General features: G+C 71.8%; 17 protein-coding genes and 1 pseudogene. 10 read left to right on the top strand and 8 right to left on the bottom strand.

Annotation, left to right across the window (positions count from 1 at the left end):
• Positions 1-151 precede the first annotated feature (151 nt).
• Positions 152-301: a hypothetical protein gene (locus tag ACWGKT_RS18220; RefSeq protein ID WP_453274494.1), complete on the bottom strand. Its 150-nt coding sequence runs from the start codon at positions 299-301 to the stop codon at positions 152-154.
• On the opposite strand from ACWGKT_RS18220, the gene ACWGKT_RS18215 reads away from it, so the two are divergent.
• Positions 260-790 (top strand): IclR family transcriptional regulator, encoded by a 531-nt coding sequence (locus ACWGKT_RS18215; RefSeq protein ID WP_453274491.1) that lies wholly within the window; start codon positions 260-262, stop codon positions 788-790. The two genes, ACWGKT_RS18220 and ACWGKT_RS18215, sit on opposite strands and share 42 nt — an antisense overlap.
• A 20-nt stretch (positions 791-810) precedes the next feature.
• On the opposite strand, the gene ACWGKT_RS18210 is transcribed toward ACWGKT_RS18215, so the two are convergent.
• The 7 genes and pseudogenes from ACWGKT_RS18210 to ACWGKT_RS18180 form a co-directional block, all read right to left on the bottom strand.
• Positions 811-1242: a hypothetical protein gene (locus tag ACWGKT_RS18210; RefSeq protein WP_453274444.1), complete on the bottom strand. Its 432-nt coding sequence runs from the start codon at positions 1240-1242 to the stop codon at positions 811-813.
• Positions 1242-1661 (bottom strand): MarR family winged helix-turn-helix transcriptional regulator, encoded by a 420-nt coding sequence (locus ACWGKT_RS18205; RefSeq protein ID WP_453274443.1) that lies wholly within the window; start codon positions 1659-1661, stop codon positions 1242-1244. The genes ACWGKT_RS18210 and ACWGKT_RS18205 overlap by 1 nt, the downstream gene beginning before the upstream one ends.
• Before the next feature lie 79 nt (positions 1662-1740).
• Complete coding sequence (locus tag ACWGKT_RS18200) at positions 1741-4056, bottom strand: NACHT domain-containing protein (protein WP_453274442.1); 2316 nt, start codon at positions 4054-4056, stop codon at positions 1741-1743.
• 268 nt (positions 4057-4324) lie between these two features.
• Complete coding sequence (locus ACWGKT_RS18195) at positions 4325-4936, bottom strand: redoxin domain-containing protein (RefSeq protein WP_453274441.1); 612 nt, start codon at positions 4934-4936, stop codon at positions 4325-4327.
• Positions 4933-5397, bottom strand: coding sequence for a hypothetical protein (locus ACWGKT_RS18190; RefSeq protein WP_453274440.1), 465 nt, complete (start codon positions 5395-5397; stop codon positions 4933-4935). Before ACWGKT_RS18190 ends, ACWGKT_RS18195 begins: the two co-directional genes overlap by 4 nt.
• Before the next feature lie 99 nt (positions 5398-5496).
• Complete coding sequence (locus ACWGKT_RS18185; protein ID WP_453274439.1) at positions 5497-6264, bottom strand: GNAT family N-acetyltransferase; 768 nt, start codon at positions 6262-6264, stop codon at positions 5497-5499.
• A gap of 329 nt (positions 6265-6593) precedes the next feature.
• A pseudogene (locus tag ACWGKT_RS18180) lies at positions 6594-7169 on the bottom strand (VOC family protein); the annotation flags it as partial.
• Positions 7170-7381: 212 nt separating this feature from the next.
• Between ACWGKT_RS18180 and ACWGKT_RS18175 the strand changes: the two are divergent.
• The 9 genes from ACWGKT_RS18175 (at position 7382) to ACWGKT_RS18135 (ending at position 22217) form a co-directional block, all read left to right on the top strand.
• Positions 7382-7735, top strand: coding sequence for a VOC family protein (locus ACWGKT_RS18175; protein WP_453274438.1), 354 nt, complete (start codon positions 7382-7384; stop codon positions 7733-7735).
• Positions 7736-7837: 102 nt separating this feature from the next.
• Positions 7838-8326, top strand: coding sequence for a DUF3515 family protein (locus ACWGKT_RS18170; protein ID WP_453274437.1), 489 nt, complete (start codon positions 7838-7840; stop codon positions 8324-8326).
• 441 nt (positions 8327-8767) lie between these two features.
• Positions 8768-9001: a hypothetical protein gene (locus tag ACWGKT_RS18165; protein ID WP_453274436.1), complete on the top strand. Its 234-nt coding sequence runs from the start codon at positions 8768-8770 to the stop codon at positions 8999-9001.
• A gap of 337 nt (positions 9002-9338) precedes the next feature.
• Entirely contained in the window at positions 9339-10676 is a 1338-nt protein-coding gene (locus ACWGKT_RS18160; RefSeq protein WP_453274435.1) for an MFS transporter, read from the top strand.
• 71 nt (positions 10677-10747) lie between these two features.
• Entirely contained in the window at positions 10748-12043 is a 1296-nt protein-coding gene (locus ACWGKT_RS18155) for a non-ribosomal peptide synthetase (protein ID WP_453274434.1), read from the top strand.
• A gap of 169 nt (positions 12044-12212) precedes the next feature.
• Positions 12213-15410 (top strand): non-ribosomal peptide synthetase, encoded by a 3198-nt coding sequence (locus ACWGKT_RS18150; RefSeq protein ID WP_453274433.1) that lies wholly within the window; start codon positions 12213-12215, stop codon positions 15408-15410.
• Positions 15410-17386 (top strand): non-ribosomal peptide synthetase, encoded by a 1977-nt coding sequence (locus ACWGKT_RS18145; RefSeq protein WP_453274432.1) that lies wholly within the window; start codon positions 15410-15412, stop codon positions 17384-17386. Before ACWGKT_RS18150 ends, ACWGKT_RS18145 begins: the two co-directional genes overlap by 1 nt.
• A complete protein-coding gene (locus tag ACWGKT_RS18140; protein WP_453274431.1) occupies positions 17387-19267 on the top strand; it encodes an amino acid adenylation domain-containing protein in 1881 nt (626 codons plus the stop codon).
• The gene (locus tag ACWGKT_RS18135) at positions 19257-22217 is read left to right on the top strand and encodes a condensation domain-containing protein (protein ID WP_453274430.1); all 2961 of its coding nucleotides are present in this window, start codon (positions 19257-19259) and stop codon (positions 22215-22217) included. Before ACWGKT_RS18140 ends, ACWGKT_RS18135 begins: the two co-directional genes overlap by 11 nt.
• The last annotated feature ends 22 nt before the right edge of the window (positions 22218-22239 follow it).

The raw sequence follows: 22239 nt of genomic DNA, 5'->3' as shown, positions 1-22239 counted from the left end.
AGTAGCTGTATCCCTTGGCATCGGGGCTGATGTCGTCGTCTCTGGTGCCGGGGTACGGCTGGCCGCCGATGTACGCCCAACCGTAGAAGTAGCTCCATGAGTTGACGCCCTTCTCGTCGAAGTGTCGCCACTTGAAGCCCTCTTCGAGGTTCTACTCGTCGAAGGCGACGCAGGCCTGCGCGGCCTTGTTGCGCAGGTGCACGGGGCCGTTGCAGGTGCTGCCCCACCACCAGGCACCCTCGCTCCGCGCGGCCACGGCCTGCGCGCCGCCGCGCTGCCCCACCTGCACGACCTCTGCCACGCCACCCGCCAGTACGTGCAGTTGGTAGTGCGCGAGGGCTCGGAGGGCGTACTGGTCGAGCGGCTGTCCGCCCGCGACGCGAAACACATCAGGTATCGCGTCGGCGGCCGCCTTCCGCTCAATGCCACCGCACCGGGACTGGTCCTGCTCGCCTTCGCCCCCACGCACGTACAGGAAGACTTCCTCGCCGCCTGCCCGTCGGCGAAGGGGAACGAGGAGCGCCCCACTGGTGAGGCGCTACGGGCCGAGCCGGCGGCCATCCGCCGTAACCGCTACGCGATGTTCTCCCGTCCCCCACGCGAAAACACGATCACCGGGGTGGCCGCTCCCGTCCTCGACCGCCACGACAACATCGTCGCCGCCGTCTCCATCGTCGGCCCGACCGAGCGGATCCGGCCGGCACACATACCCGCCGTGGTGACCGTGGCCCGCGTCATCACCCATGCGCTGGCCACTGACGCCGTGCGCGGCTCGGTCCTCGGCGTTTGAACACTCGCCGCCCACCGGGCTCACCCGTCGGCGTGCCGCCAGGGGAAGGGCGCGAGGTCGGGCTCGACCCAGTCGGTTCGGGCCAGGGTGCCGGCCAGTGTGGCGGGCCGGTAGAAGCGAGTGAGCAGCTTCTTGTCGAGCAGGGAAGGGTGTTGGTGGACGAAAGCGTCGAAGTCGGCCGTGTCCGACTCGCCCGCGTGGTGGCCCACCAGCTCGACCCAGGCCCGGCTGACGGTGGTGTTGTACTTCTGCGGGACACCTGCGTAGCGGGCGGTGCGCTGAATGCCGTCACTGATCAGGTTCACCGCCGCGCCGGTTCCGTAGTGCCGGACGGCCAGCCAGGTCAGGTGAACGTGCTGGCGGTGACCGAATCGCTCGGCTGTGGCCATCACCTCCCCCATGAGCTCGGTGAACGGCGAAGGCTCCCCCTTGGTGCCGTGGTCGTTCGTCATCACGTTCCCTCCTTGATCAACGCGTCCGCAACGGCGTAGAAGCCGGCGACCGCCTCGGCAGGCAGTCCGTCCAGCGCACGGCTCTCAAGATCGGCCAGCGTCTGCCTGATCAGGGCTGCCGTCGCGCGCCCGGACTCGGTCAGTTCGATCAGCACCGAGCGGCGGTCGCCGGCTCGTGTGCCGCGGGTGATGTGGCCCCGTCGCTCCAACCGGTCCAGCACGCTAGTCAGGGTGGTGGGGCGGGTGCCGACAGCGGCGCCCAGCTGGGACACCGTGCGGCCCTGGCCGTCGGCGAGGTTGGCCAGGGCGTTGATCTCGGAGGCGGTCACGTCGAGGTCGACGAGTTCGGCGGCGATCAGCTGCAGGGTGGCATGGGTCGCACGCTGCAAGGTCAGCAGCACCGATCGTTCAGATGACACGGATTCGGACTTCACGTTTTCGGATACTACGAAATCGTACTACCGATGCGCAAGCCTCATCCGGTACGGCCACTGTGGATCAGCGGGCGAGATGACGTTGCAGCTCGATGTGCCGGAACTGGTACACCGCACCGACTTGCCTCAGTACGCCGCGATGTTCATGCGCGTCTTGCATGAACGCCATGAGGTCGCGCGGGGCCCCGTGGCACAGCGCCAAGTACACCCGTGCCACGACGAAGTAGGCCCAGGCCGTTTGGGACAGTCCCCCCGCCATGCCTCCGGCGAGACCCAATGCGATACCTCCCGTGACGCCGACCGCGACACCTCCGGCGACGCCGACCGCGAGACCGAACGCGAGACCAAAGACGACGAAGGCCCGCCGGTCCAGGGCGAACTGGGCGGCCGGCCCGATAACGGATATCGGCTCGGGCTCTTCGGTCTGAATCCCGAAGGCGATGCCGCCGGCCACGCCCCCGACGATCCCGAAAGCGATCTTTTCCACAAGACTGCTCGCGATTCCGCCGGCGAACCCGAATGCCGCGCCACCGGCGACTCCCGCCACTGTCCCGCCGGCGATGCCGCTGAGTGACCAACGCAGCCGCGTGCTCGGAGTGGCGGAGCCCACCCTGTGCCCGAAGGAGATTCCGATCGCGACACCGACGGCGATTCCGATTGCCGCCCCGACCGCGAGGCCACCGGTCAGGCTCCCCGCCAAGCCTCCGGCCAATCCACCGGTGAGCCCACCCACGATGCCGCTGGGCGACAAGCGCAGCCAGCTGCTCACGGTGGCGGAGTTCTCTCTGTGGCCCCCCAAGATGCCTCCGGCGATCCCGCCCGCGACCCCGCCCGCCAGCCCGAACGCCATGCCGATCGCCACTCCGAGGGCGATCCCGATACGCGACCAGCGGAGCCGGACTCTCGACGGGGCACCCAATCCGTGGCCGAAGAAGATCCCCAGCAGGACCCCTGCCGCGACGCCGACCGGGACCCCACCCGCCAGTCTTCCCGCCATCCCGAACGCGATGCCCGAGGCAAGCCCCCCTGCCAGCGTGGCCGTCAGGTAGCGCATGCTCAACGGCAGCGCCCTCGGCAGTTCCCACCAGGCCAGGTCCGGGATGCCTTGGCGCTGGCTCTCCAGGAACCGGGCGAGAAACACGAAGGTACGGAGCGCCTGGTCGGAGCTCCACCGTGGCGGGCGCGGATTCTCCGGGTGTTTGGCGTAGGCGGCAGGAATGAAGGCACGAAAGAGGTGGGTGTCAATGGCGGCCCGGTCGGGGAATCTGTCCGCGTCGCACAGCTCGTCGGGGCGAAGTGCGCTGCCTTCGCCGGTAGGTGGGGAGTCGGCACCGGAGTGGGGGTTGTAGATGGTGCAGGCCAGGAACAGCCCCAGCGGGGTGCTCAGGGCCTCGCTGACCGGACTGCTGGTCCCCAGTTGGGCGACGACCGAGCCCCAGCGCCGGGCTGCCGGCGTGTCCGGTCCCCCGGCGTCGCGGTAGAGGTAGGACACAGCTGCCTGAGGACTGAGAGGCTGCAGGTGGATGGCTGCGGCGCCGTTGAGCCGAACGCTGATGTCCGAACGGTTCAGCACTGTGCGGTAGGCATCGGCGCGGCTCGCCAGTACGAGGGGTTGCCGGGCCGGCAGAGACCGGTTGAGGGCGTAGAGCACGGTGGCGTGCCGGTCGGGCGGCAGTTCATCGAAACCGTCGAGCAGGGGGAGAATGCGGCCCGCGTCCAAGAGCATCCGTGCCAGGTCGCCGCGGGCAGTCCCCTTGCCGAAGTTCCACCTGGGCGCTGGGCTGAACTGGCGGGGGTAGGTACGGTGAAGCTGGTCGGCCAACCATGCCCTCAATGCTTGCCGACTGGGATCCCAGGAAGCCAGGGAGAACAAGACCGGGACGGGACCATCGGTCGTTCGGCGTTCGATCAGGTCCTGCAACAGCCGGATGAGCAGCACGCTCTTGCCCGCGCCACGGTCGCCCAGAACCACCAGGCGCCGTGTGGGCACGCGGTCACCGAACACCTCCCCGATCTCGCCGCCCGCGCCTGCCAGCCCGGCAGCGTTCGTGGGCCACCGCGCAGGGTCGCCCGGCGGTCCGCCCGGCCAGGCGTGGGCCAGATCTGTCAGGAGCGGCCAAGGCTCGGCCAGCTCTTCCTCAGCCGCCCGCCATGTCACCGGCAAGGGGTAGGGGTCGAGGACCCGGCACACATCAGGCTCGTTGTCCCATTGCGTCTTGACCGCCACCGCCAGCTCACCGGCCGTGGTGTCCAGATCGATCACGCCGGCCTCGGACCTATCGGCACGGTAGGTCGCCCAGGTGATGTACGCCGGTGCCAGCCCCAGCAGCACTGTGACCGCCGTCTCCGGCACGCTCAAGTCGAAGTGCCGGGCGATCACCAGAGCTCCAACACCGCCCACTAACACCAACAGCAAGTACTTGGTCCCCACGCGCCCCGGCGCACGGCGCCCGCCCCCGTCGCTCATAGCCCATCATCTTCCCGCATCGGCACGCCAATTGGGCTTGAATGCTTCGGTGCGAACAGCCAGGAATCCAGGGCCGACCACCACTGTGTTCAATGAGGCTGTGGGTGCACCGGGATCTGTTGAGCTACGCCAACCGTGGATGCCGACCCGTTCGAAGTGGAGCTGTACGAGACCGGGTGTGTCATGGACCGATGCCGGGATCACCGGCGGGTGATTGGCCGGGCTTCTTGCTGGTGCCGGGCAGCAACGGGGGGACGATCCTCGCCATCGTGGGTTGTGTCACCGCTCCCATCCGGGTGGCCGCGATCTTCCCTGCCGGGTCGATGACGATCGTGAAGGGGAGTGCCTGTGTGTTCACCAGGCCGCGCGGCAGCCTCAGGGCCTGTCGGCCCGACGGGTCGTGCAGGGACGGGTAGCCGAGGTGGTGGTCTTTCTGGAAGGCGAGCCCGTCGGCGCGGCTGTGGTCGTTGTCGAGTCCGAGGACCTGGAGTCCGCGGCCTGCCCACGCCCGTTGGATCTTTGCCAGCTCCGGCGCTTCAGCGCGGCAAGGGCCGCACCAGGACGCCCAGGCGTTGACCACGACGACCTTGCCCCGGTAGTCGGACAGGTGGACCGTACGGCCCTCCAGGGTTGTCCCGGAGAAGTCCGGGGCGGCAGGGCGTTCGCTTTCCTTCAGGGTTCGGGTGAGAGGGTCGGAGGGGCTGGTGTCGCCGACGGGGGCCGGTGTTGAGCAGCCGGCGAGGATCGCGCAGATGGCGACCGCGGCCGCGTAGGGGCGTCGGGTCTTGGTCACTGGCAAGTCCGGTCCCTGTTCGCGGAGTCCGCATCGTCGTCTTTCAGCACGACCCGCAGGTGGCCGGAGCGCCATGCGGACAGCAGCCACGCGGCGGGGAGTTGGAGCGTGAAGAGGGCGAAGTACGCCATGAAGAACGCGCCGTCTGCCGGCGCGCCGTCGTCGGCCGCCCATGCGGAGGCGCCCCAGGAGGCGAGGAACGCCGCGAGGTAGAGGCCGCCGTCGACCAGGATGACGCGCCAGCGCGGCAGGGGCGTGTCCAGACGGCGGGCCAACGTCAGTACTACGGTGGTGGCCGCCAGGAAGACCGCGTTCCACGGGTCTTTCAGCCAGAAGGACAGCCAGACGCTGAGGCCGCCGGATGTCGCCTGCCATGCCAGGTCGACGGCCGCACCGGTCAGCCAGGACAGGACGACGACGGTCAGCGCGTATAAGACGGCGCTGCGCCAAGTGACAGTCACATCAACCCCCATGTGGTGCGGGCCGCCCTGCGGCGACCCGCTTTCCCGCTCGATCATTCTCCTACTGGTGTCCTGGCGTCGTGGCGGCCGGGTCCACCGTCAGGGTTGCCGCGTCCGAGGCAGGGAGAGATAGAGGCGGGTGCCTTGCGGTCGGTAGCCGACGCGCTCGTAGACGCGGCGAGATCCTTCCCCGGAGTACTCCAGCCAGACGGATCCGGCGCCCCGGGCGAACATGGCTTCGGTCAGCGCAGCGGTGACTGCGGCGGCGATGCCTCGGCCACGGTGTGCGGGGCGGGTACCGACGCCGGACAGCTCTGCGGTGTCCTCGGCCGGCGGGGAGCAGGACGCCCCACCGGCGACGCCGCCCTGCGGGGCGCGGACGAAGCGCACTGCTCCGCCGCTCCGCTGAGTGCGACGCAGTCTCGCCGCACCCTGTGCGGAAGGGGCGAAGGCCCCGTCGAATGCCTCGGCGAGTGCGGCGTCGAGGTCGGCGAACTCCTCGTCGGTGGTCGGATTCTCCACGTACGGGGATTCGGCCGACGGGGGCAGCATCAGCGTGTGCGGTGTGCAGACGAGGTACTCGTGCACCGCCTCCGTGCCGAAGCCGGCCGCCCGCAGGACCGGTGCCACGCCGGGGGCGGCTTCCGGTGCGAACTCCAACCGCGGCAGTAGACCGCGCTCCCGGAAGGCCCCGATCAGCGCGGCGATGTCCCACTCGGTCGGCTCGACACCGGGTAGCGGGGTGGCGTAGTTGAGGTAAGGGTTGTCGGTGTCGGGGGTGAAGCCCGCGACGAAGCCGCCGGTCTCGACGACCAGGGGACGGCGGCGGAGGTTGGTGATGGCAAAGTTCTGGACCTGGATGTCCATGATGGGTGTTGACCTCACGAAGCCTCAGGGAGAGCCCCTGACGAACTCGGGGAGTTCGGGGGCACGGGAGAGTGGCGATGCGTCAGGCACCGCGTCGTGGGCCGCCGTGGGAAACACCATGGCAGGCTGAGGCTGCTGCGGGGAGCAGGCGCTCAGTGCCGACGGCGGCCGCTGGGGGACGCCGAGAACATGGACTTCGTTCCTCACCGTGAGTGTGTCTGCGAGGTCGCAGAGCGCGGCACACTGTTCCATGACCGATCGGTGCGGGCAAGCGGATATTCCGAGTCGGCCAGGCAGCGCACATGTCGGGGCATCGTCAGGGCTCCGCGTCAGGGCAGGGCGAGGACGCAGAACTCGTGGCCCTCCGGATCCTCCAGGCACGTCCACGGGACGTCGCCCTGGCCGACGTCGAGGTCGGTGGCGCCGAGGGCCCGCAACCGGGCCACCTCCGCCGCTTTGTCGTCACCGGGGAACGGCAACAGGTCAAGATGGACGCGGCCCGGCACGGTCTTCACGTCGGGCGTGCGGAGGAACTCAAGATACGGGCCGACACCCTTGGCGGAGCGCAGCACCGCGTGATCGTCGGCCACCTCGTGCAGGGTCCAGTCCGTCGCCTCGCCCCAGAACCGGGCCATGGCACGCGGATCAGCGCAGTCGACCACCACCGCGGCGATCGGCCCGGTGTCGCGGTAGGTCTCCCGAGGCTCCAGCACGCAGAACTCGTTGCCCTCGGGGTCGGCGATTACCGTCCACGGCACTTCGCCCTGGCCCACGTGGGCGGGCGTCGCACCGAGAGCCTTGAGGCGTGCGACCGACTCCGCGTGGTGGGCCTCGGAGGTGGTCGCGAGATCGAGGTGCACACGGTTCTTCGTTGCCGTCTTGGGCTCCGGGACGGGAACGACGTCGGGCGATCACGGTGCACCAGGAGCACTGTGCCGGAGAAGGTGTCGTCCCATGAAGCGGCGGTGTCGAGTTGGGCCCGGACCGCCGCGGTGTGCGCCTTGGCCAGGCCGCCGTGGTGGTCGGCATGACCAGGCGGACCCGGACAGTTCCCCTCGCGCAATGAGCGTTGGTGTGGTGCTGGGCCGCCCGATCGCCGCCCTGGCAGGGTAGCGGCATGGAACATGTACTTGGAATCGGTGGCTACTTCATGCGGGCCGCAGACCCGGCGGCCCTGAACGCGTGGTATCGCGATTGCCTGGGCCTGGACACCGATGAGCACGGCGTGTGGAATCAGGAATCCGGACCGACGGTGTTCGCGACGTTCGAGTCCGAGACCGACTACTTCGGGTCCCGCGCCCAGCGAACCATGCTCAACTTCCGGGTCCGCGACCTGGATGCGATGCTCACGCAGTTGCGCGCCAAGGGTGCGGACGTGGCTGAGGAGACGCAGGACATGGACGGGGTCGGTCGGTTCGGCTGGGTCACCGATCCCGAGGGCAATCGGATCGAGCTGTGGCAGCCTGCCTGACCGTGACGTAGGGAGAGCGTCCCGGGGTGTGTGCGGCCCGTCTTCCGCGGTGGCCTAACGTGGGCGCGACCAGCAGTCCCGACCGGGAAGACGACCTCACACATGCCCTTATCCCGCCGCGCCCGACTCGCCCTCACCGGCGTGACGTGCGCCCTTGCCGTCGGCGCCGGCCTGACCACCCACGCGCTCACGCACGTCGACGCGGACGCCGGGGTACACCCGGCCAAGGCCTCCGGCGCCCCGCAATGCCGCCGCATCACCGACACGGCCCCGGCAGCTCTCGGAGGTCTGTCCCGCCGCGACAGCAGCCTTGCGGGCGTGGCCGTGTGGGGAGACCGTGACATCCTGCTGCGCTGCGGGGTCACACCCCCTGGGCCGACCAGGGATCCGTGCTTCGCGGTCAACGGCGTGGACTGGGTCATCGACCAGGCGCAGTCCACCCACACCCGCAAGGTCATCGTCAGCTACGGCCGCACCCCGGCCACACAGGTCGTCTTCGACGGCGGAGGCAAGACCGATGCCGCGCTGGTAGACCTGTCCCGGCTCATCGCCCCGATCCAGCAGACCACCCACTGCATCGCGTCGCACTGACCGCGTCTGTGCCCGAACCTGGTCGCCAGGCGGGCACAGAACACCGGCCGACCACCTCGCGCAGTCGCCGGCCGCCGCCATCGCCAGCATTCCGGCTTCGGCGTCTCCCCCCACCGGCTTGCCAGCCGGACCAGTCTCGCCGTCGAGGTCCGCACGTTCATCGCGAGCTTGGCGGAGTAGACGGGCGAGGGCGCTCGGCGTGCGGCGCTTCCCGCGGTACGGCGGAGGGAACCGAGTGACCGACGTTCGGGGTCTTTCGCGTCTACAACGAACGGGAGACAGCCAATGGTGCAAGCGGGGCCACCGAGTCCTTCGAGGAACTGGTCCAGAGGAATGCTGTTCGGCGTCCTCGTCGGGGGACTGACGTCGGTGGTCTCGATCGCCGTTGTCGGGAGAGTGTGGGCCGCGTGTGACATCGGCGCCAATGGAGCAGCCGACGGCATGACTCTGCTTGGTCTCGCTCCTGTCATATGGATCGCCGCAGCCGTTCCGTGGGTCGTCCTGCACGGCACCCTGGGAAGACGTCACCCCAGGGCAGTGCTGGCCGCGGGGCTCGTCTTCAGCGTGTGGTTCACATGGTTCCTGGTGACATGGCTCGGCATGGCGGACTCCTACCCGGCCCCTCTGTGTCCGGGCAACGTTCCCTCCTGGTGGCCGAGCTTCATCCCTACCTAGCCGTGCGGCGGTACCGATGTGCGTGGGTGTACCGATGGCCCGCCCAAGAGCTGAGCCATACCGGCCGGAATGTACGATTCCGGCGTCGATGACCAGAACGCGACCATTTTCAGCCACACCTGCGATCAAGTGGGCCGCAAGCGCGATCGGTCGGCGCGGTCGGGTGATCGGTTGCGGCTCCACTGCTCGAAGTTGGGCCCGACTGGCGTCATTCATCCGAAAGTGGCCGCCATCTGACGCAAAATTTCCCGCCTTGACGCCAAAGATGCAAAAGAATCGACCGAAACTGAGCATTGGCCTTTGACGGCTGATCTGTCGGTCCCTGAATGTCGTTCATATGCCCGTAACACCCCGAGCCGCCACAAGCGGCCCGTTGCGCATGCCCGATTTCCGCTTCCTGCTCGCCGGAGCAGCCGCGGGGCAACTCGGCGCCCAAGTCACCCTGGTGGCGCTGCCCCTCGTAGCCGTGCTCGAACTCGACGCATCGGCCTTCCAGGTGGGACTGCTGACGGCGGCCGAGACCGCCGCGTTCCTGCTCATCGGATTGCCCGCCGGAGCGTGGACCGACCGGATGCGCAAGCGGCCCCTGATGATCCGGGCCGACATCGTGCGCGCGGCGGCCATGGCGAGCATCCCGCTCGCAGCCGCCGCCGGTGCCCTGACCATGGCTCAGCTCTACGCCGTGGCCCTCATCACCGGCGTGGCCACCGTCTTCTTCGACGTGGCACACCAGAGCTTCCTGCCCCAACTGCTGCCCAGGGAACAACTGGTGGCCGGCAACGGGGCGCTGGAGACGGTCCGCTCCTCGGCTCAGGTCACAGGCCCCGGACTCGGCGGCGTACTCGTCCAGTTGGTGGGAGCCCACCTCGCCATCGTGGCCGACGCGATCGGCTACGCCCTGTCCGCGCTGCTCCTCCTCGGCATCAAGACACCCGAGAACAGTCCCCAGCCGGAGCCCAGTTCCTCCCTGCGCAAGGACATGGCCGAAGGCGTGCGCTTCGTCTTCGGGCACCCGCTGCTGCGCGTCATCGCCCTCACCACCGGACTCGCCAACCTCTTCAGCGCCGTGGTCATGGCCACCCAGACCGTGTTCCTGGTACGGGCGCTGGGGCTGGAGCCCGGCGCGATCGGCCTGGTGCTGTCCGCGTCGGCCGTCGGCGGACTCGCCGGTGCGCTGTGTGCCGGAGAGCTCGCCGCCCGGCTCGGCCAGGCCCGCACGATCTGGCTGTCCCTGCTCGTCACCGGCCCGTTCGCACTGTTGTGGCCGTTGTCCGGACACGGAGCGGCCGGCGCCGCCATGTTCGCGGCCGGGTCCGGCGTCGTCTTCTTCGGCGCCGTCGTCTACAACGTGGCCCAGGTGAGCTTCCGTCAGGCGCTCTGCCCGCCCCGGCTGCTCGGCCGGATGAACGCCACCCTGCGTTTCCTCATGTGGGGAACCCTCCCGCTCGGCGGACTGCTCGGCGGCGCCCTGGCCGACACCTTCGGCCCGCGCACGGCACTGGCATGCAGCGCCGCGGGCTTCCTCGCCGTACCCCTGCCGCTGCTGCTGTCGTCGCTGCGCGAGATGCGGGACCTTCCGACGACCACGAGTACCGCCGAGCACATGACCGACGACGCCGCCGTCGCGCACAACCGGTCCGAGCCCGCCGACAACCAGTCCGCCCCGGTGAGCTGAGTTCCCGCGCCTCTCCATGCCGCGAAGACCCCGCAAGCCCCGCAAGAGCGTTCCACCACAGAAAGGCCCACGTGCCCAGCATCACGAGCCAGTATCTGGCCCGCTATCGGCGACTCGGCGCCGGCGAAGGGGCCGACGATCCGCTTCCCGTCACGGGAGCCCAGCGCCGCTTCGTCCTGGTGCGCTCCCTGGACCCCGTCGGGCGGCCGGACCTGGTGCCGATGTTCTTCGCCTTCCCACGCGGCACCGTGGACCCGGCGCGTCTCACGGCGGCGGCCGACCGCCTCGCCGTCCTGCACCCCGTGCTGCGCGCCCGGCCGGCCGTGGTGCGCGGCACGCCCGTACTCCTCCCGCAGCAGCCCGCCGTACCGCTCACCCGGGTACATCCGGCCCCCGGTGAGGACACCACGTCCGCACTGCGCCGGGCGCTCGCCGACTGGACCCCGCAGGGCCCGCCGATACGCATGTTCCTGGCACAGGACGAAGCGGACGACGGTGAGGAGGTCCTCGCCGTCGTCCTGGACCACGCCGCCTGCGACGGCCAGTCACTGGCCCGCCTGGTGGAGGAGCTCGAAGCCGCCTACGCCGAGGGGCCCGCCGCCGCCGGGCCGGGCCCCGGCGAAGCCGCCGCCGAACTGGCCTCCTACCGGGAAGCCGTCCTGCTCCAACTGGAGGCCGAGGACCGCGCCTCCTCGCCCGCCGCGATGTCCTATTGGGGCGAACGGCTGCGCGCCGCACGCGAACAGGCGCCGCGGCCGCGGGCGGACCGACCCGTCGCCGGGGAACTGCCCAGCGGTACCGTCGAGTTGAGGCTGTTCTCCGCCGCCCCCGGCGTGCCCTTCCCCGATCTGCTCGACGCCTGCCGGGCCGCGGCGCGGACGCTGTACGGGGCGGGGCACGTCGTACCGATCGGGTATCCGTGGGGCGGGCGGCCGCCCGGCGCCGCGCCGGTGCTCGGCTGCTTCCTCAACACCGTGGTCTTCCCGGCCGCGACCGGGCAGACCTCCGACGCGGACCCGACGGCCTCCGCCTGGTGGGACGACCTGGACCGGGCCGACACTCCCTTCGACGCCGTGGTGCACGCCGCCCGGGCCGCCGGCTCCGGCTGGACCGGCCGGCTCGACGGCCTGCTCACCGTGGACGACGCGACCCGGCGCCCGCTGCTGCGCCTCGGTGGTGTGACGGGCCGTGAGATCCACATCGACGGCAGATCCGTACGCGGACCCTTCGCCGTCTCCGTCACCCAGGGGACCGAACTGCACCTGCGCATGGTGTGGGACCGCGCCGTCCTCGACGACGACGCCGCCGAACGTGCCTTCACCGCCTTGGCCGACGCGGTGAGAGAACCGGCCGGCACACCTGGCTGATTCGTCCGCGCCGGTACTGACCGGCTCCGACGGCCGGCCGACACCGACGACCCGACCATCACCGACAGCCGGGCCCCGCCGCGCGATCCGCGGACGGCCCGCGCACCCCCGCCGGACACGACCGTTTCCGGCACGAACAGAACCGACCCGACAACCCCAGGGATCGCCCATGCTCCCCCTCTCCTCCTCGCAGGAGATCGTCTGGCTGCACGAGCAAGTGCAACCGGGCAGCCGCGCCTACAACTTCACCGGCGCCCTCGACCTCTACGGCACCCTCGACGTGGAGGCGCTACGCCGTGGACTCGCCGCCACGCTCGACCGGCACGCCGGTCTGCGGCTCGAACTCGTCGCCGTCGAAGGGGCGATGCCCGGACAGCGCGTGGCCGGGAGCTGTGCGCCCCGCCTGCACACGGTCGACCTGAGCGGCGAGGACGATCCGGAGGCGGCGTTCGCGCGGCTGCTGCGCACCGAGGCCGAGACTCCGCTCGACACCTTCGAGGCGCCGCTGCTGCGCTGGACGCTGGTCCGGCTCGCCGAGGACCACCACCGTCTCATCCACGTCGAGCACCACCTCATCCACGACGGGCACTCGTTCGCGATCCTGCTCGACGACGTCTTCCGCGTCTACCGGGGTCATGTCCTGGGTGAGCCGGTGACCCTGCCGGCCGCGTCCTCGTACGCCGACCACGTCCGCGCCCAGGCCCGGGCCCCGTTCGCGCCGGAGAGCCTCGACTTCTGGACCCGCGAACTCGGCGACCTGGCCCACGACATGCCGCTGCCCGGACTGACCCGGCCCGGCGCACGGCGCAGGCACCACGGCGGACAGCTGCGTCAGTCGATCGGCGCCGACCTCGCCGTACGACTGCGGGAACACGCCCGCGAGCGGGGACTGACCCCGTTCGCCACCCTCCTCGGTCTCTTCGCCGAAATGCTGCGCCGGCACAGCGGCCGTTCGCAGATGGTCGTCGGCACCGCGGTGGGCAACCGCCCGCGCGGCTTCGAGGACGCGGTCGGGATGTTCGTCAACACGATCCCGCTGCCGCTGAGGCTCGATCCCGCCGCACCGGCCGAAGAGGCCATGGACGAGGTGACCGACATCCTCATCAGGGCCCTGCCGCATCAGGAGGTGCCGGTCCAGGAACTCACCCGCGCCCTCGGCATGCACACCTCGGGTGCCGACAACCCGCTCTTCAGCGTCATGTTCAGCGCCCATGACGCGCCGCTGCCCGAAATCGACATCCCCGGCCTGGAGATCACCCTCTTCGAGGGGTTCAACACCGGCACCACCCGCTTCGACCTGGACGTCGTGCTGCTGCCGGACGACAGGCGGGGCGTCACCACCCGCCACGGGGCCGCCGGAATGACCCTCGTCTGGGACTACGACGCCGACCTGTTCGGCGAGGACGTGGCCAGGCTGCTCGCCGGACGGTTCCTGGACCTGGTGCGGGCCTATCTCGACGACCCCGCGACCGCCCTCGCCGACCTCGCGCCCACGCGCCCGCAGGAGATCCGGCCGGCCGCGCTGCCGGAGCGGCCGGGACGCGACCCGCTCGACCCGGTGGCCGACCAGGACCCGGAGCTGCCCGCGCTGCTCATCGGTGCCCGCCGCATCACCTACGGCGAGCTGGACGCGCGGGTCGAGGCGCTCGCCGAGCGGCTGCGCGCCGCCGGGGTGACGGCGGGCCGGCCCGTGGCCGCCGTACTTCCCCGCGGACTCGACTCGGTGACCACCCTGCTGGCCTGTCTGCGCACCGGAGCGGTGTACTGCCCGCTCTCGCCGTCCGACCCCCAGGCCCGCATCGACCTGCTGCTGACACGGCTCGCTCCGGCGCTCGTCCTGACCTCGGCCGACAGCGCGGTGACGATTCCGGACGGACTGCCCGCGGCCCCGGCCGACTCCCCCGTGCTGCCCCGGGCACACCGGGCGGAGGCGGTGCCGGGTGCCTCGTACATCATCCACACCTCGGGCTCCACGGGTGTCCCCAAGCCGGTCGCCGTCGGCCGCGCGGCGCTGGAGCACCATCTGACCGCCACCGCCGACCGTTTCGGCCTGGCGCCCGGCGACCGGGTCCTGCTGTTCGCCCAGCCGTCCTTCGACGTGGCACTCGAAGAGGTCCTGCCGTCGCTCCACGCCGGAGCCTGCCTCGTCGTCCCCGAGTACGAGGTGCCCACCGGCCCCGAACTGACCGGACTGCTCGGCGCGGCCCGTGTCACCGTCGCCAACCTTCCCACCAGCTACTTCCTCGCCACCCGCGAGGACATGCGGCCCGCGCTGCGGGACGGGGCGTGGGCACCGCGACTGCTCGTGCTCGGCGGGGAGCGGCTACCCGCCGACGTGCTGCGGGACTTCATGGCCGACACCGACGCCACCGTGCTCAACGTGTACGGCGTCACCGAGGCCGCCATCAGCTCGACCGTCCACGAGATCAGCCGCGAGGCGCTCGCCGACGGCGCCGAGGTCCCGCTCGGCACCGAGCTGCCCGGCGAGCGGGTGCACGTCCTGGACGCCGGGCACCGCCCGCTGCCCTCCGGCGCGGTCGGTGAACTCGCCATCGCCGGACCGGGACTCGCCGAGGGCTACACCGGCAACCCCGAGGCCACGGCCGCCCGCTTCGTGACCGTCGACGCGCTCGGCGGCGAGCGGGTCTACCTCACCGGCGACCTCGGCTACCGGGGCCTCGACGGTCTGCTGTACTTCCTCGGCCGCCGCGACAACCAGATCAAGCTGCGCGGCCACCGCATCGAGCTCGAAGAGGTGGAGGCCGCCGCCTCCGCCGCGCTCGGCGGCCGTTCCTGCGCGGTCGTCCTGGACCGGGAGGCGCCCGGCGGCCCCCGGCTCGTCGGCTTCCTGGAGGCCCCGGCCGGTGCGGACGCCCACGGGGCATGGGACGAGCACGCGCTGCACACCGAGTTGAGCCGGCGACTGCCCGGCGCCCTGGTACCGGCACGCTGGGCGCGGCTGGAGAGCATGCCGACGCTGGCCGGGGGCAAGCCCGACCGGGTGGCACTCGCCCGCAGGGCCGCCGCGCTCGAACCCGCCGAGCCCTCCGGTTCCGCCAGTTCAGCCAGTGCCGCCGGTTCCGCCGTGTCCGAGGGCACGGCCGACGACCAGCGGGCCGTTCCGGCCGATCCGATGACCGCCCTGCTCGCCGAAGGCTGGCGCGAAGTCCTCGGCCACGGCCGCTTCGACGAGACCTCGCACTTCTTCAAGACCGGCGGCCACTCGCTGCTCGCGGCTCAGCTCGCCGCCTGGCTGGAACCGCGGCTCGGGCAGCGCCCGCCGCTGCGAGTGCTGTTCCAGAACCCGGTACTCGCCGACCAGGCCGGTGCACTCTCGGCCACCGCCACCACCTCGACGGAGTCGTGATGACCGAGATGTCCCACCAGCCTCTGAACCCCCTGACGGAGCGGACCGCCGTCGCCGACCGCGCCGTTGAAGGTGCCAGAACCGTCGAGGGCGCCGGAACCGTCGAAGGCTCCGAGCCCATCGAGGCGATCGAAAGCGCCGCGCTGAGCATCGCCCACGGCGCCGCCTCCGTCGGTTCCGCCAAGGTGCTCTCCCTCTTCGAAGAGTGGGTCGGCCGCACCCCCGACGCCCCCGCGGTCATCGACGGCAGCCACAGCTGGACCTACCAGGACCTCGATGCCGCCGCCGCGGAGGTCGTCGTCGCGCTGGGCGACCGCGTGCACCCCGGCGACCTGGTGGGCGTCTGCCTCGACCGCTCGGCCGCCCTCGTGGTGACCGCGGTCGCCCTGGCCCGAATCGGCGCCGTCTATCTACCGCTGGGCCCCCGCCCCGGTCAGCGCCGTATCGACGCCGTCACCGAGGACCTCAACGTCGTCTGCCTCGTCGGCGACCCGCAGGTCCTGCCGGAGCGGCACCGCACCGCCGAGCACGTCCCGCTCGCGCTGCCCGCTCAGGGCGCCAACGCCGACGGCACGGTGGTCGCCGCCTTCGCTCCTCCCGGCTCCGGCGCGCGCCGGGCACCCGACGAGGCGTTCTACGCCGTACTGACCTCGGGATCCACCGGACGTCCCAAGGCCGTCGCCGTCGCCGAGGAGGCCCTCGGCACCCTGCTCGACTGGTACCGCCACGACACCGGCCTCGCCCCCGGTGACCGGCAGTCCCTGCTCATCGGCGTCGCCTTCGACCCCCATCTGCTGGAGCTGTGGGCGGGGCTCACCTCCGGTGCCGCGCTCGTACCCGCCCCGGACGAGGTCCGCTGGGACCCGGCCGTGCTCACGGACTGGTGGCGCGACGCCGGGGTGACCGTGTGCGTCGGGGCCACCCCGATGATCGAACCGCTGCTGGACCGCCCCTGGCCGCGCGATCTGGCCCTGCGTCATCTGATCGCGGGCGGCGACCGGATGAGGCGCCGGCCCGGCCACGACGTCACCGCCACGGTCCACAACGCCTACGGTCCGGCCGAGGCCACGGTCGCCACCACCGCCTTCGCGATGACGGGCACGGACCGGCTCGCCGGCGAGCAGACCCCGCCGCCCATCGGATCTCCCCTTCCGGGCGTGACCGTCGTCGTCACCGATGCCGAAGGCCGTGTCGTCCCGCGCGGCGCGGACGGCGAACTCCGCATCGGCGGCACCTGCCTGGCGCTCGGCTATCTGGACCCCGAACTCACGGCTCGCCGCTTCACCGCCCCACCCGCGGACCTGAACTTGCCCGACCGCCTCTACCGCACCGGCGACCGGGTGCGGATGAGGCCCGACGGTCTTGTGGAGTTCATCGGCCGCCTCGACGACCAGGTCAAGATCAGTGGCGTACGTATCGAACCGGCCGAGGTGGAAGCCGCGTTCGAGCAGGACCCCTCGGTACGCAGCGCCGTGGTCACCGCGCCCCGCACCCCCGACGGTCGTACCCGCCTCGTGGCCCACGTGCGTCCGGCGGCCGGGGCCGCCTGCGACACCGACGCGCTGCTCGCGGCGGTACGGGCCTGGCTCCCCGAGCAGGCCGTGCCCTCCGACGTCCGGATCGTCGACAGCTACCCCCTCGACGCCAACGGAAAGGTGGACCGGGCCGAGCTGAGCCGCACGGCCGCCGAACCCGCCGCCCCGGGCGACGGCGGCCTGCCGACCGGTGGCGCGCCCGGCGAACTGCTCGTCCTGCGTGCCGTACGCGACCTCCTGGGCCGCCCCGGCATCGCGCTCACCGACAACTTCAGCGACTCCGGCGGCACCTCGGTGCAGGCCGCCCGGCTGCTCACGGTCATCGAGCGGGAGAGCGGCGTACGGCTTCGCGCCCCGCAGCTGCTCCGCCAGCCCGACCTGCGGGCCGTGGCCGCCCTCATCGACGAGCGCTGTGCCGACGCACCGCAGCCGGGAGCCTGAATGACCCCCATCGACCCGCACACCCACACCACCCGGAAGGACGGCTCCGTGCCCACCTCCGACTCCCGGACCACAGCGGCCGGGACCCGCTCGGTAACCGACGGAGGACTGCCCGCCCTCGTGGCCCGGCTCGCCGAGGCGACGCCGGACGCGCTGGCCGTCGCCGACGGCGACACCACTCTCACCTACGCCCAGCTCGACCATTCCGCCCGCGCCCTCGCCGCCCATCTGCGCGACAACGGTGTGTCCCGCGGCGACCGGGTGGGCCTGCTGATGCCCCGCTCGGCACGCGTCATCGTGGCCCAGTTGGCGCTGTGGTGGGCCGGTGCCGTCTGCGTACCGCTCGACCCGGCGCACCCGCGCCCGCGCACCGAGGCCGTGTGTGCCGACGCCCGGGTGACCCTGACCGTCGGCGACCGCAAGCTGCTGGAGTCCGCGGCCCCGGCCGGCCCCGCGCTGCCGCTGCCCGACGAGCCGCTGCTCACCGGTGCCGTACTGACCGAGACCGAGGCGGACCCGGACCCCACGGCGTTCATCATGTTCACCTCGGGCTCCACGGGCCGGCCCAAGGGCGTGGCCGTACCGCACCGCGCCGTGGCCGAGCTGGTCACCCGTACCACCTATGTGACCGTCACCCCGCGCGACCGTGTGCTGTTCCACTCGCCGATGACCTTCGACGCCTCCACGTTCGAGGTGTGGGGAGCGCTCGCGGCGGGTGCCGCCGTGGTCGTGTGCACTGTCGAGCGGCCCTCGTTCGAGGACCTCGCCCAGCACGTGGAACGGCACGGCGCCACCGTCGCGTTCCTCACCACCGCGCTCTTCCACCAGCTCGCCACCCGCCGGTCCCGGGTGTTCTCGCTCCTGCGCAGCGTCCTCGTCGGCGGTGAGGCCCTCGCGCCCCAGCACGCCCGGACCGTCCTGCGCGCCTTCCCCTGGCTGGAACTCGTCAACATCTACGGTCCGACCGAGACGACCACCTTCGCTACGGCCCACCGCGTCACCGACGCCGACTGCGACGGGCCGATACCCATCGGCCGGCCGATCGCCGCCGCGACCGTGCACGTCCTGGACGACGACGGCCGACCCGTCGCCGAAGGCCGGCGCGGTGAACTGTGGATCGGCGGCAGCCGGTTGGCCCACGGCTACGTCGGGCAGCCCGAGCTCACGGCCGAACGGTTCGTCGAGCACCCCGAACACGGACGGCTCTACCGCACCGGTGACGTGGTGTCCCCGCGGCCCGGCGGAGACCTCGACTTCCACGGCCGCACCGACGACCAGGTCAAGGTGCGCGGCTTCCGCATCGAACCGGGCGAGGTCGAGCACGCCCTGCGCGAGCAGCCGGACGTGGACGACGCGGCGGTCACCGTGTACCGGCCGACCGACGACGACGCCCGGCTGGTCGCTTTCGTCGTCGCCGCTCCCGGTCCCCTCCCCCGGGCCGACTCCCTGCGCGCGCGGCTCACCGCCGTACTGCCCGCCCATCTGGTCCCGGACTCCGTGACCGTCGTCGAACGGCTGCCGCTCACCGGCACCGGCAAGGTCGACCGGCGCGCCCTCACCGCCCTCGTCGGCACCGACGCGAGCGCTGTGCCGGCGGCGCCGATGAACCCGCTGGAGCGGGCCGTCGCCGAGGTCTGGAGCCGGGCGCTCGGCACCGAAGTCACCCGGCCCGACGCCGACTTCATCGCCCTCGGCGGTCACTCGCTGCTCGCCCTCGTCGTCACCGACGATATCCGCGAGGAGTTGGGAGTGGAGCTTGCGCTCGCCGACTTCTTCGGCGCCCCCACGGTCGCCGGGCAGGCCACCCTGGTCGAACGCGCGCTCCTCGCCGCGCACGGCGATCCGCGCCCCGACACCCCGGAGCACGCCGATGGCCACTGACACCTCCGCGGACCGCGCCCGCCAGGAAGAACTGCTGCGCCGGGCACGCGCCCGCGTCTCCGCACGCACCAAGCCGGCCCCCGCGCCGGCCAGTACCACGGCACCCGGGAGCGGTCCGGCACCGCTCTCCCACGCGCAGCGCCGTATGTGGCTCATGGACCGGCTCGGCCACGCCGGAGCCTCCTACAGCGTGCCCTTCGCCACCCGGCTGCGCGGCCCCCTCGACCTGACCGCGCTCACCACCGCGCTGACCAGGCTCGTCGGCCGGCACGAGATCCTGCGCACGCGCTACGGACAGCGGGACGACGAGCCCTACCAGGAGACGATGGACGCGCCCGCGACGGTCACCGTGCCCGTCGTGGAGGCCGACGAGCCGAGCGCCGCCGCCCTGCTCACCGACGAGGCGCGCCGCGCGTTCGACCTCTCCTCCGGCGAGGCGCTGCGCGCCCTGGTCCTGCGCCACGGCGAGCAGGACCACACCGTTCTGCTGACGTTCCATCACATCGCCATCGACGGCGGATCACTGGACACCGTCACCCGGGAACTGACGGCGCTCTACACCGCCGCCGTCCAGGGCACCGAACCGGCAGTGCCGGCCACGCCACCGCAGTACGCCGACTTCGCGCGGCGCGAGCACGAGGGTGCCGGCCGTACCGAAGAGGGGCTGCGCCACTGGGCCGGACGCCTCGCGGGAGCCACGGCCCCGCGCCTTCCGCGCCCCGAGGGGACCAGGGCCGTCACGGGCTCCAAGCCCGCCGGCACCCGCACCGTGGCGCTCACCGAGCGCGTGCCCGAGGCGCTGCGGGCGCTGGGCGGCGAACACCGCGCCACCGTCTTCACGGTGGCCCTCGCGGCGTCGTTCGCCGCGCTGCACCGCCTCACCGGGGACGAGGATCTGGTCATCGGGGTCGCGAGCACCCACCGCCAGGGCGCGGCCATGCGCGACCTGGTCGGTCTGTGCGTCAACACCCTGCCGGTACGGGTGGATGTGTCCGGGGACCCGGCGTTCACCAGGCTCGTCGAACGGGTCAGGGACGCGCTCCTGGAAGCCCAGCGGTACCGTCACGTGCCGTTCGACCTGATCCTGGAGCGGCTCGGCGCCGCCGCACGCGGCACCGACGGAACCGCGCTGGTCCGGGTGACCGCCGACGTCCTCGGCGAACCCGCGACGCTCCGACTGCCGGGCACGGTGAGTGCGTACGTCGAAGTGGGCGCCGTGGACGCCAAGTTCGACCTCTCCTTCGGCCTGGTCGACGCGGGGGATCCGGCCGCTGTGGTGCGGTACGCCAGGACCGCGCTCGACGACGCCACCGCGGCCGTGCTCGGCGCGGGGTACGCGGCCCTGCTTGAGGCCGTGGCGGCAGAACCGGGGCTGAGGCTTTCGCAGTTGCCGGGCATCGCACCCGTGGGGAACGACGGCTTGAGCGTCCGGAACGGACAGGACAGGCAAGACAGCCGGGAGGTCCGGAGCACAGACCCGGACCACGACAACACCCCCGCCGGACAGCGCGCTGAGGCCGCGCTGTCGGCCCATCCCCGCGTCGTCGACGCCACCGTGGCCGAGCCGCCGGGCGGTCCCCTGCTCGCGTACGCCGTGCTGCGCGACAGCGTGGGCCCGACGCCGTACGAGCTGCGCGCGCACCTGCGGACGGTCCTGGCACCCGGGGCGGTACCCGCGGCCGTAACCCTGCTGGACACCATGCCGCGCAGGGCCGACGGTGCGATCGACAGGGACCGTCTGCCCGGACTTCCGGCGCCCTCCGCACCGAACGGACCGCGCGCGAAGGCCGTCACCGAGGGCTTCACCGCGCTGCTGGGGCGCGTCCCGGCACCGGACGACGACTTCTTCGACCTGGGCGGGCACTCCCTGGTCGCCGTCCAACTCGCCGAACGGCTGCGATCGGCGCTGAAACTGCCGCTCACCGGGCTGGACGTCCTCCAGGCACGCACACCACGGGCGCTCACCACGCTGCTGGACGCCCGCGCGCACGAGCAGGCCGCCAAGTCGGCCCGGGTGTCGGGCACACGGCGGACCACCCGGCCGGGCACGGTCCTCGTCACCGGAGGCACCGGTGGGGTCGGGGCGTTCGTCCTTCGTGAACTGGCCGCTCAGGGGCGTCCGGTGCGGGCCCTGGCCCGTCCCGAGTCCGCCCATCTCGTCGCCGGGGACGGCGTGGAGGTCATCGAGGGCGATCTCGCCGATCCGGCGGCGCTGCGGGAGGCGGTCGCCGGCGCGGACGCCGTCATCCATGCGGCGTGCACGTTCACCCGGCCCGAGGTGGACCTGGCGGCGATGGAGGCCATGGCCGAGGGCTGGCGGCGCGGCCCGTTCGTCTTCGTCAGCAGCGTCGACGCCTACGGGCACCCGGCCGACGATCGAGTCACGGAGGCGTCGGCCTCGCAGGAACCGCTCAGTGCCTACGGGCGGGGCAAGCTCGACTGCGAGGCACTGCTGCTGCGGGCAGCCGGAACCGAGGGCCGCGGCGGCGCGAGTGCCGTGCGGTCGCCGATCGTGTGGGGCGCCCACGACCGGCTGCGCGACCAACTGCGCTGGGGATCCACGGGCCTGCTCTACCAGGCGGCTCACGAGGGCCGGCCGATCGAACTGCCGCGACCGGGAACGGCTGGACACCCCTGGTACGGGGCGGCTTGGGTGCACGCGGCGGCCCTCGCCCGAGCGGTGACGTCCTGTCTGGACACACCCGTTCACGGTGTCGCCAATGCCGTCAGCGGCCATGTGTCCTGGCAGGAACTCGCGTCCGACCTCACCACCTTGCTCGGCAGCGCAAGCACCGTCCAGGAGACCGACCGGGTCCACCAGGACCTCGACCACCGCTGGCACTACGACAGCCACCGCCTGTCCGTCCCGCTGCGCGCGCAGCGGGGCGAGGACCGCCCATCAGTCCTGGCCGCGATGATCAAGGGCGGGACGGAGGACGACGCGTCCTGACGTCGGGGCCACCTCGCAGTAG

The sequence above is a fragment of the Streptomyces sp. NPDC054794 genome, assembly GCF_053611585.1.
This window is presented reverse-complemented; position numbering and strand designations above follow the sequence as displayed.

What these genes read in the sequence shown, in the direction of transcription:
- ACWGKT_RS18160 (WP_453274435.1), top strand. Translation starts at nt 9,339, where the DNA reads ATGCCCGTAACACCCCGAGCCGCCACAAGCGGCCCGTTGCGCATGCCC.
- ACWGKT_RS18170 (WP_453274437.1), top strand. Translation starts at nt 7,838, where the DNA reads ATGCCCTTATCCCGCCGCGCCCGACTCGCCCTCACCGGCGTGACGTGC.
- ACWGKT_RS18165 (WP_453274436.1), top strand. Translation starts at nt 8,768, where the DNA reads ATGACTCTGCTTGGTCTCGCTCCTGTCATATGGATCGCCGCAGCCGTT.
- ACWGKT_RS18135 (WP_453274430.1), top strand. Translation starts at nt 19,257, where the DNA reads ATGGCCACTGACACCTCCGCGGACCGCGCCCGCCAGGAAGAACTGCTG.
- ACWGKT_RS18150 (WP_453274433.1), top strand. Translation starts at nt 12,213, where the DNA reads ATGCTCCCCCTCTCCTCCTCGCAGGAGATCGTCTGGCTGCACGAGCAA.
- ACWGKT_RS18145 (WP_453274432.1), top strand. Translation starts at nt 15,410, where the DNA reads ATGACCGAGATGTCCCACCAGCCTCTGAACCCCCTGACGGAGCGGACC.
- ACWGKT_RS18185 (WP_453274439.1), bottom strand. Translation starts at nt 6,264, where the DNA reads ATGGACATCCAGGTCCAGAACTTTGCCATCACCAACCTCCGCCGCCGT.
- ACWGKT_RS18210 (WP_453274444.1), bottom strand. Translation starts at nt 1,242, where the DNA reads ATGACGAACGACCACGGCACCAAGGGGGAGCCTTCGCCGTTCACCGAG.
- ACWGKT_RS18175 (WP_453274438.1), top strand. Translation starts at nt 7,382, where the DNA reads ATGGAACATGTACTTGGAATCGGTGGCTACTTCATGCGGGCCGCAGAC.
- ACWGKT_RS18140 (WP_453274431.1), top strand. Translation starts at nt 17,387, where the DNA reads ATGACCCCCATCGACCCGCACACCCACACCACCCGGAAGGACGGCTCC.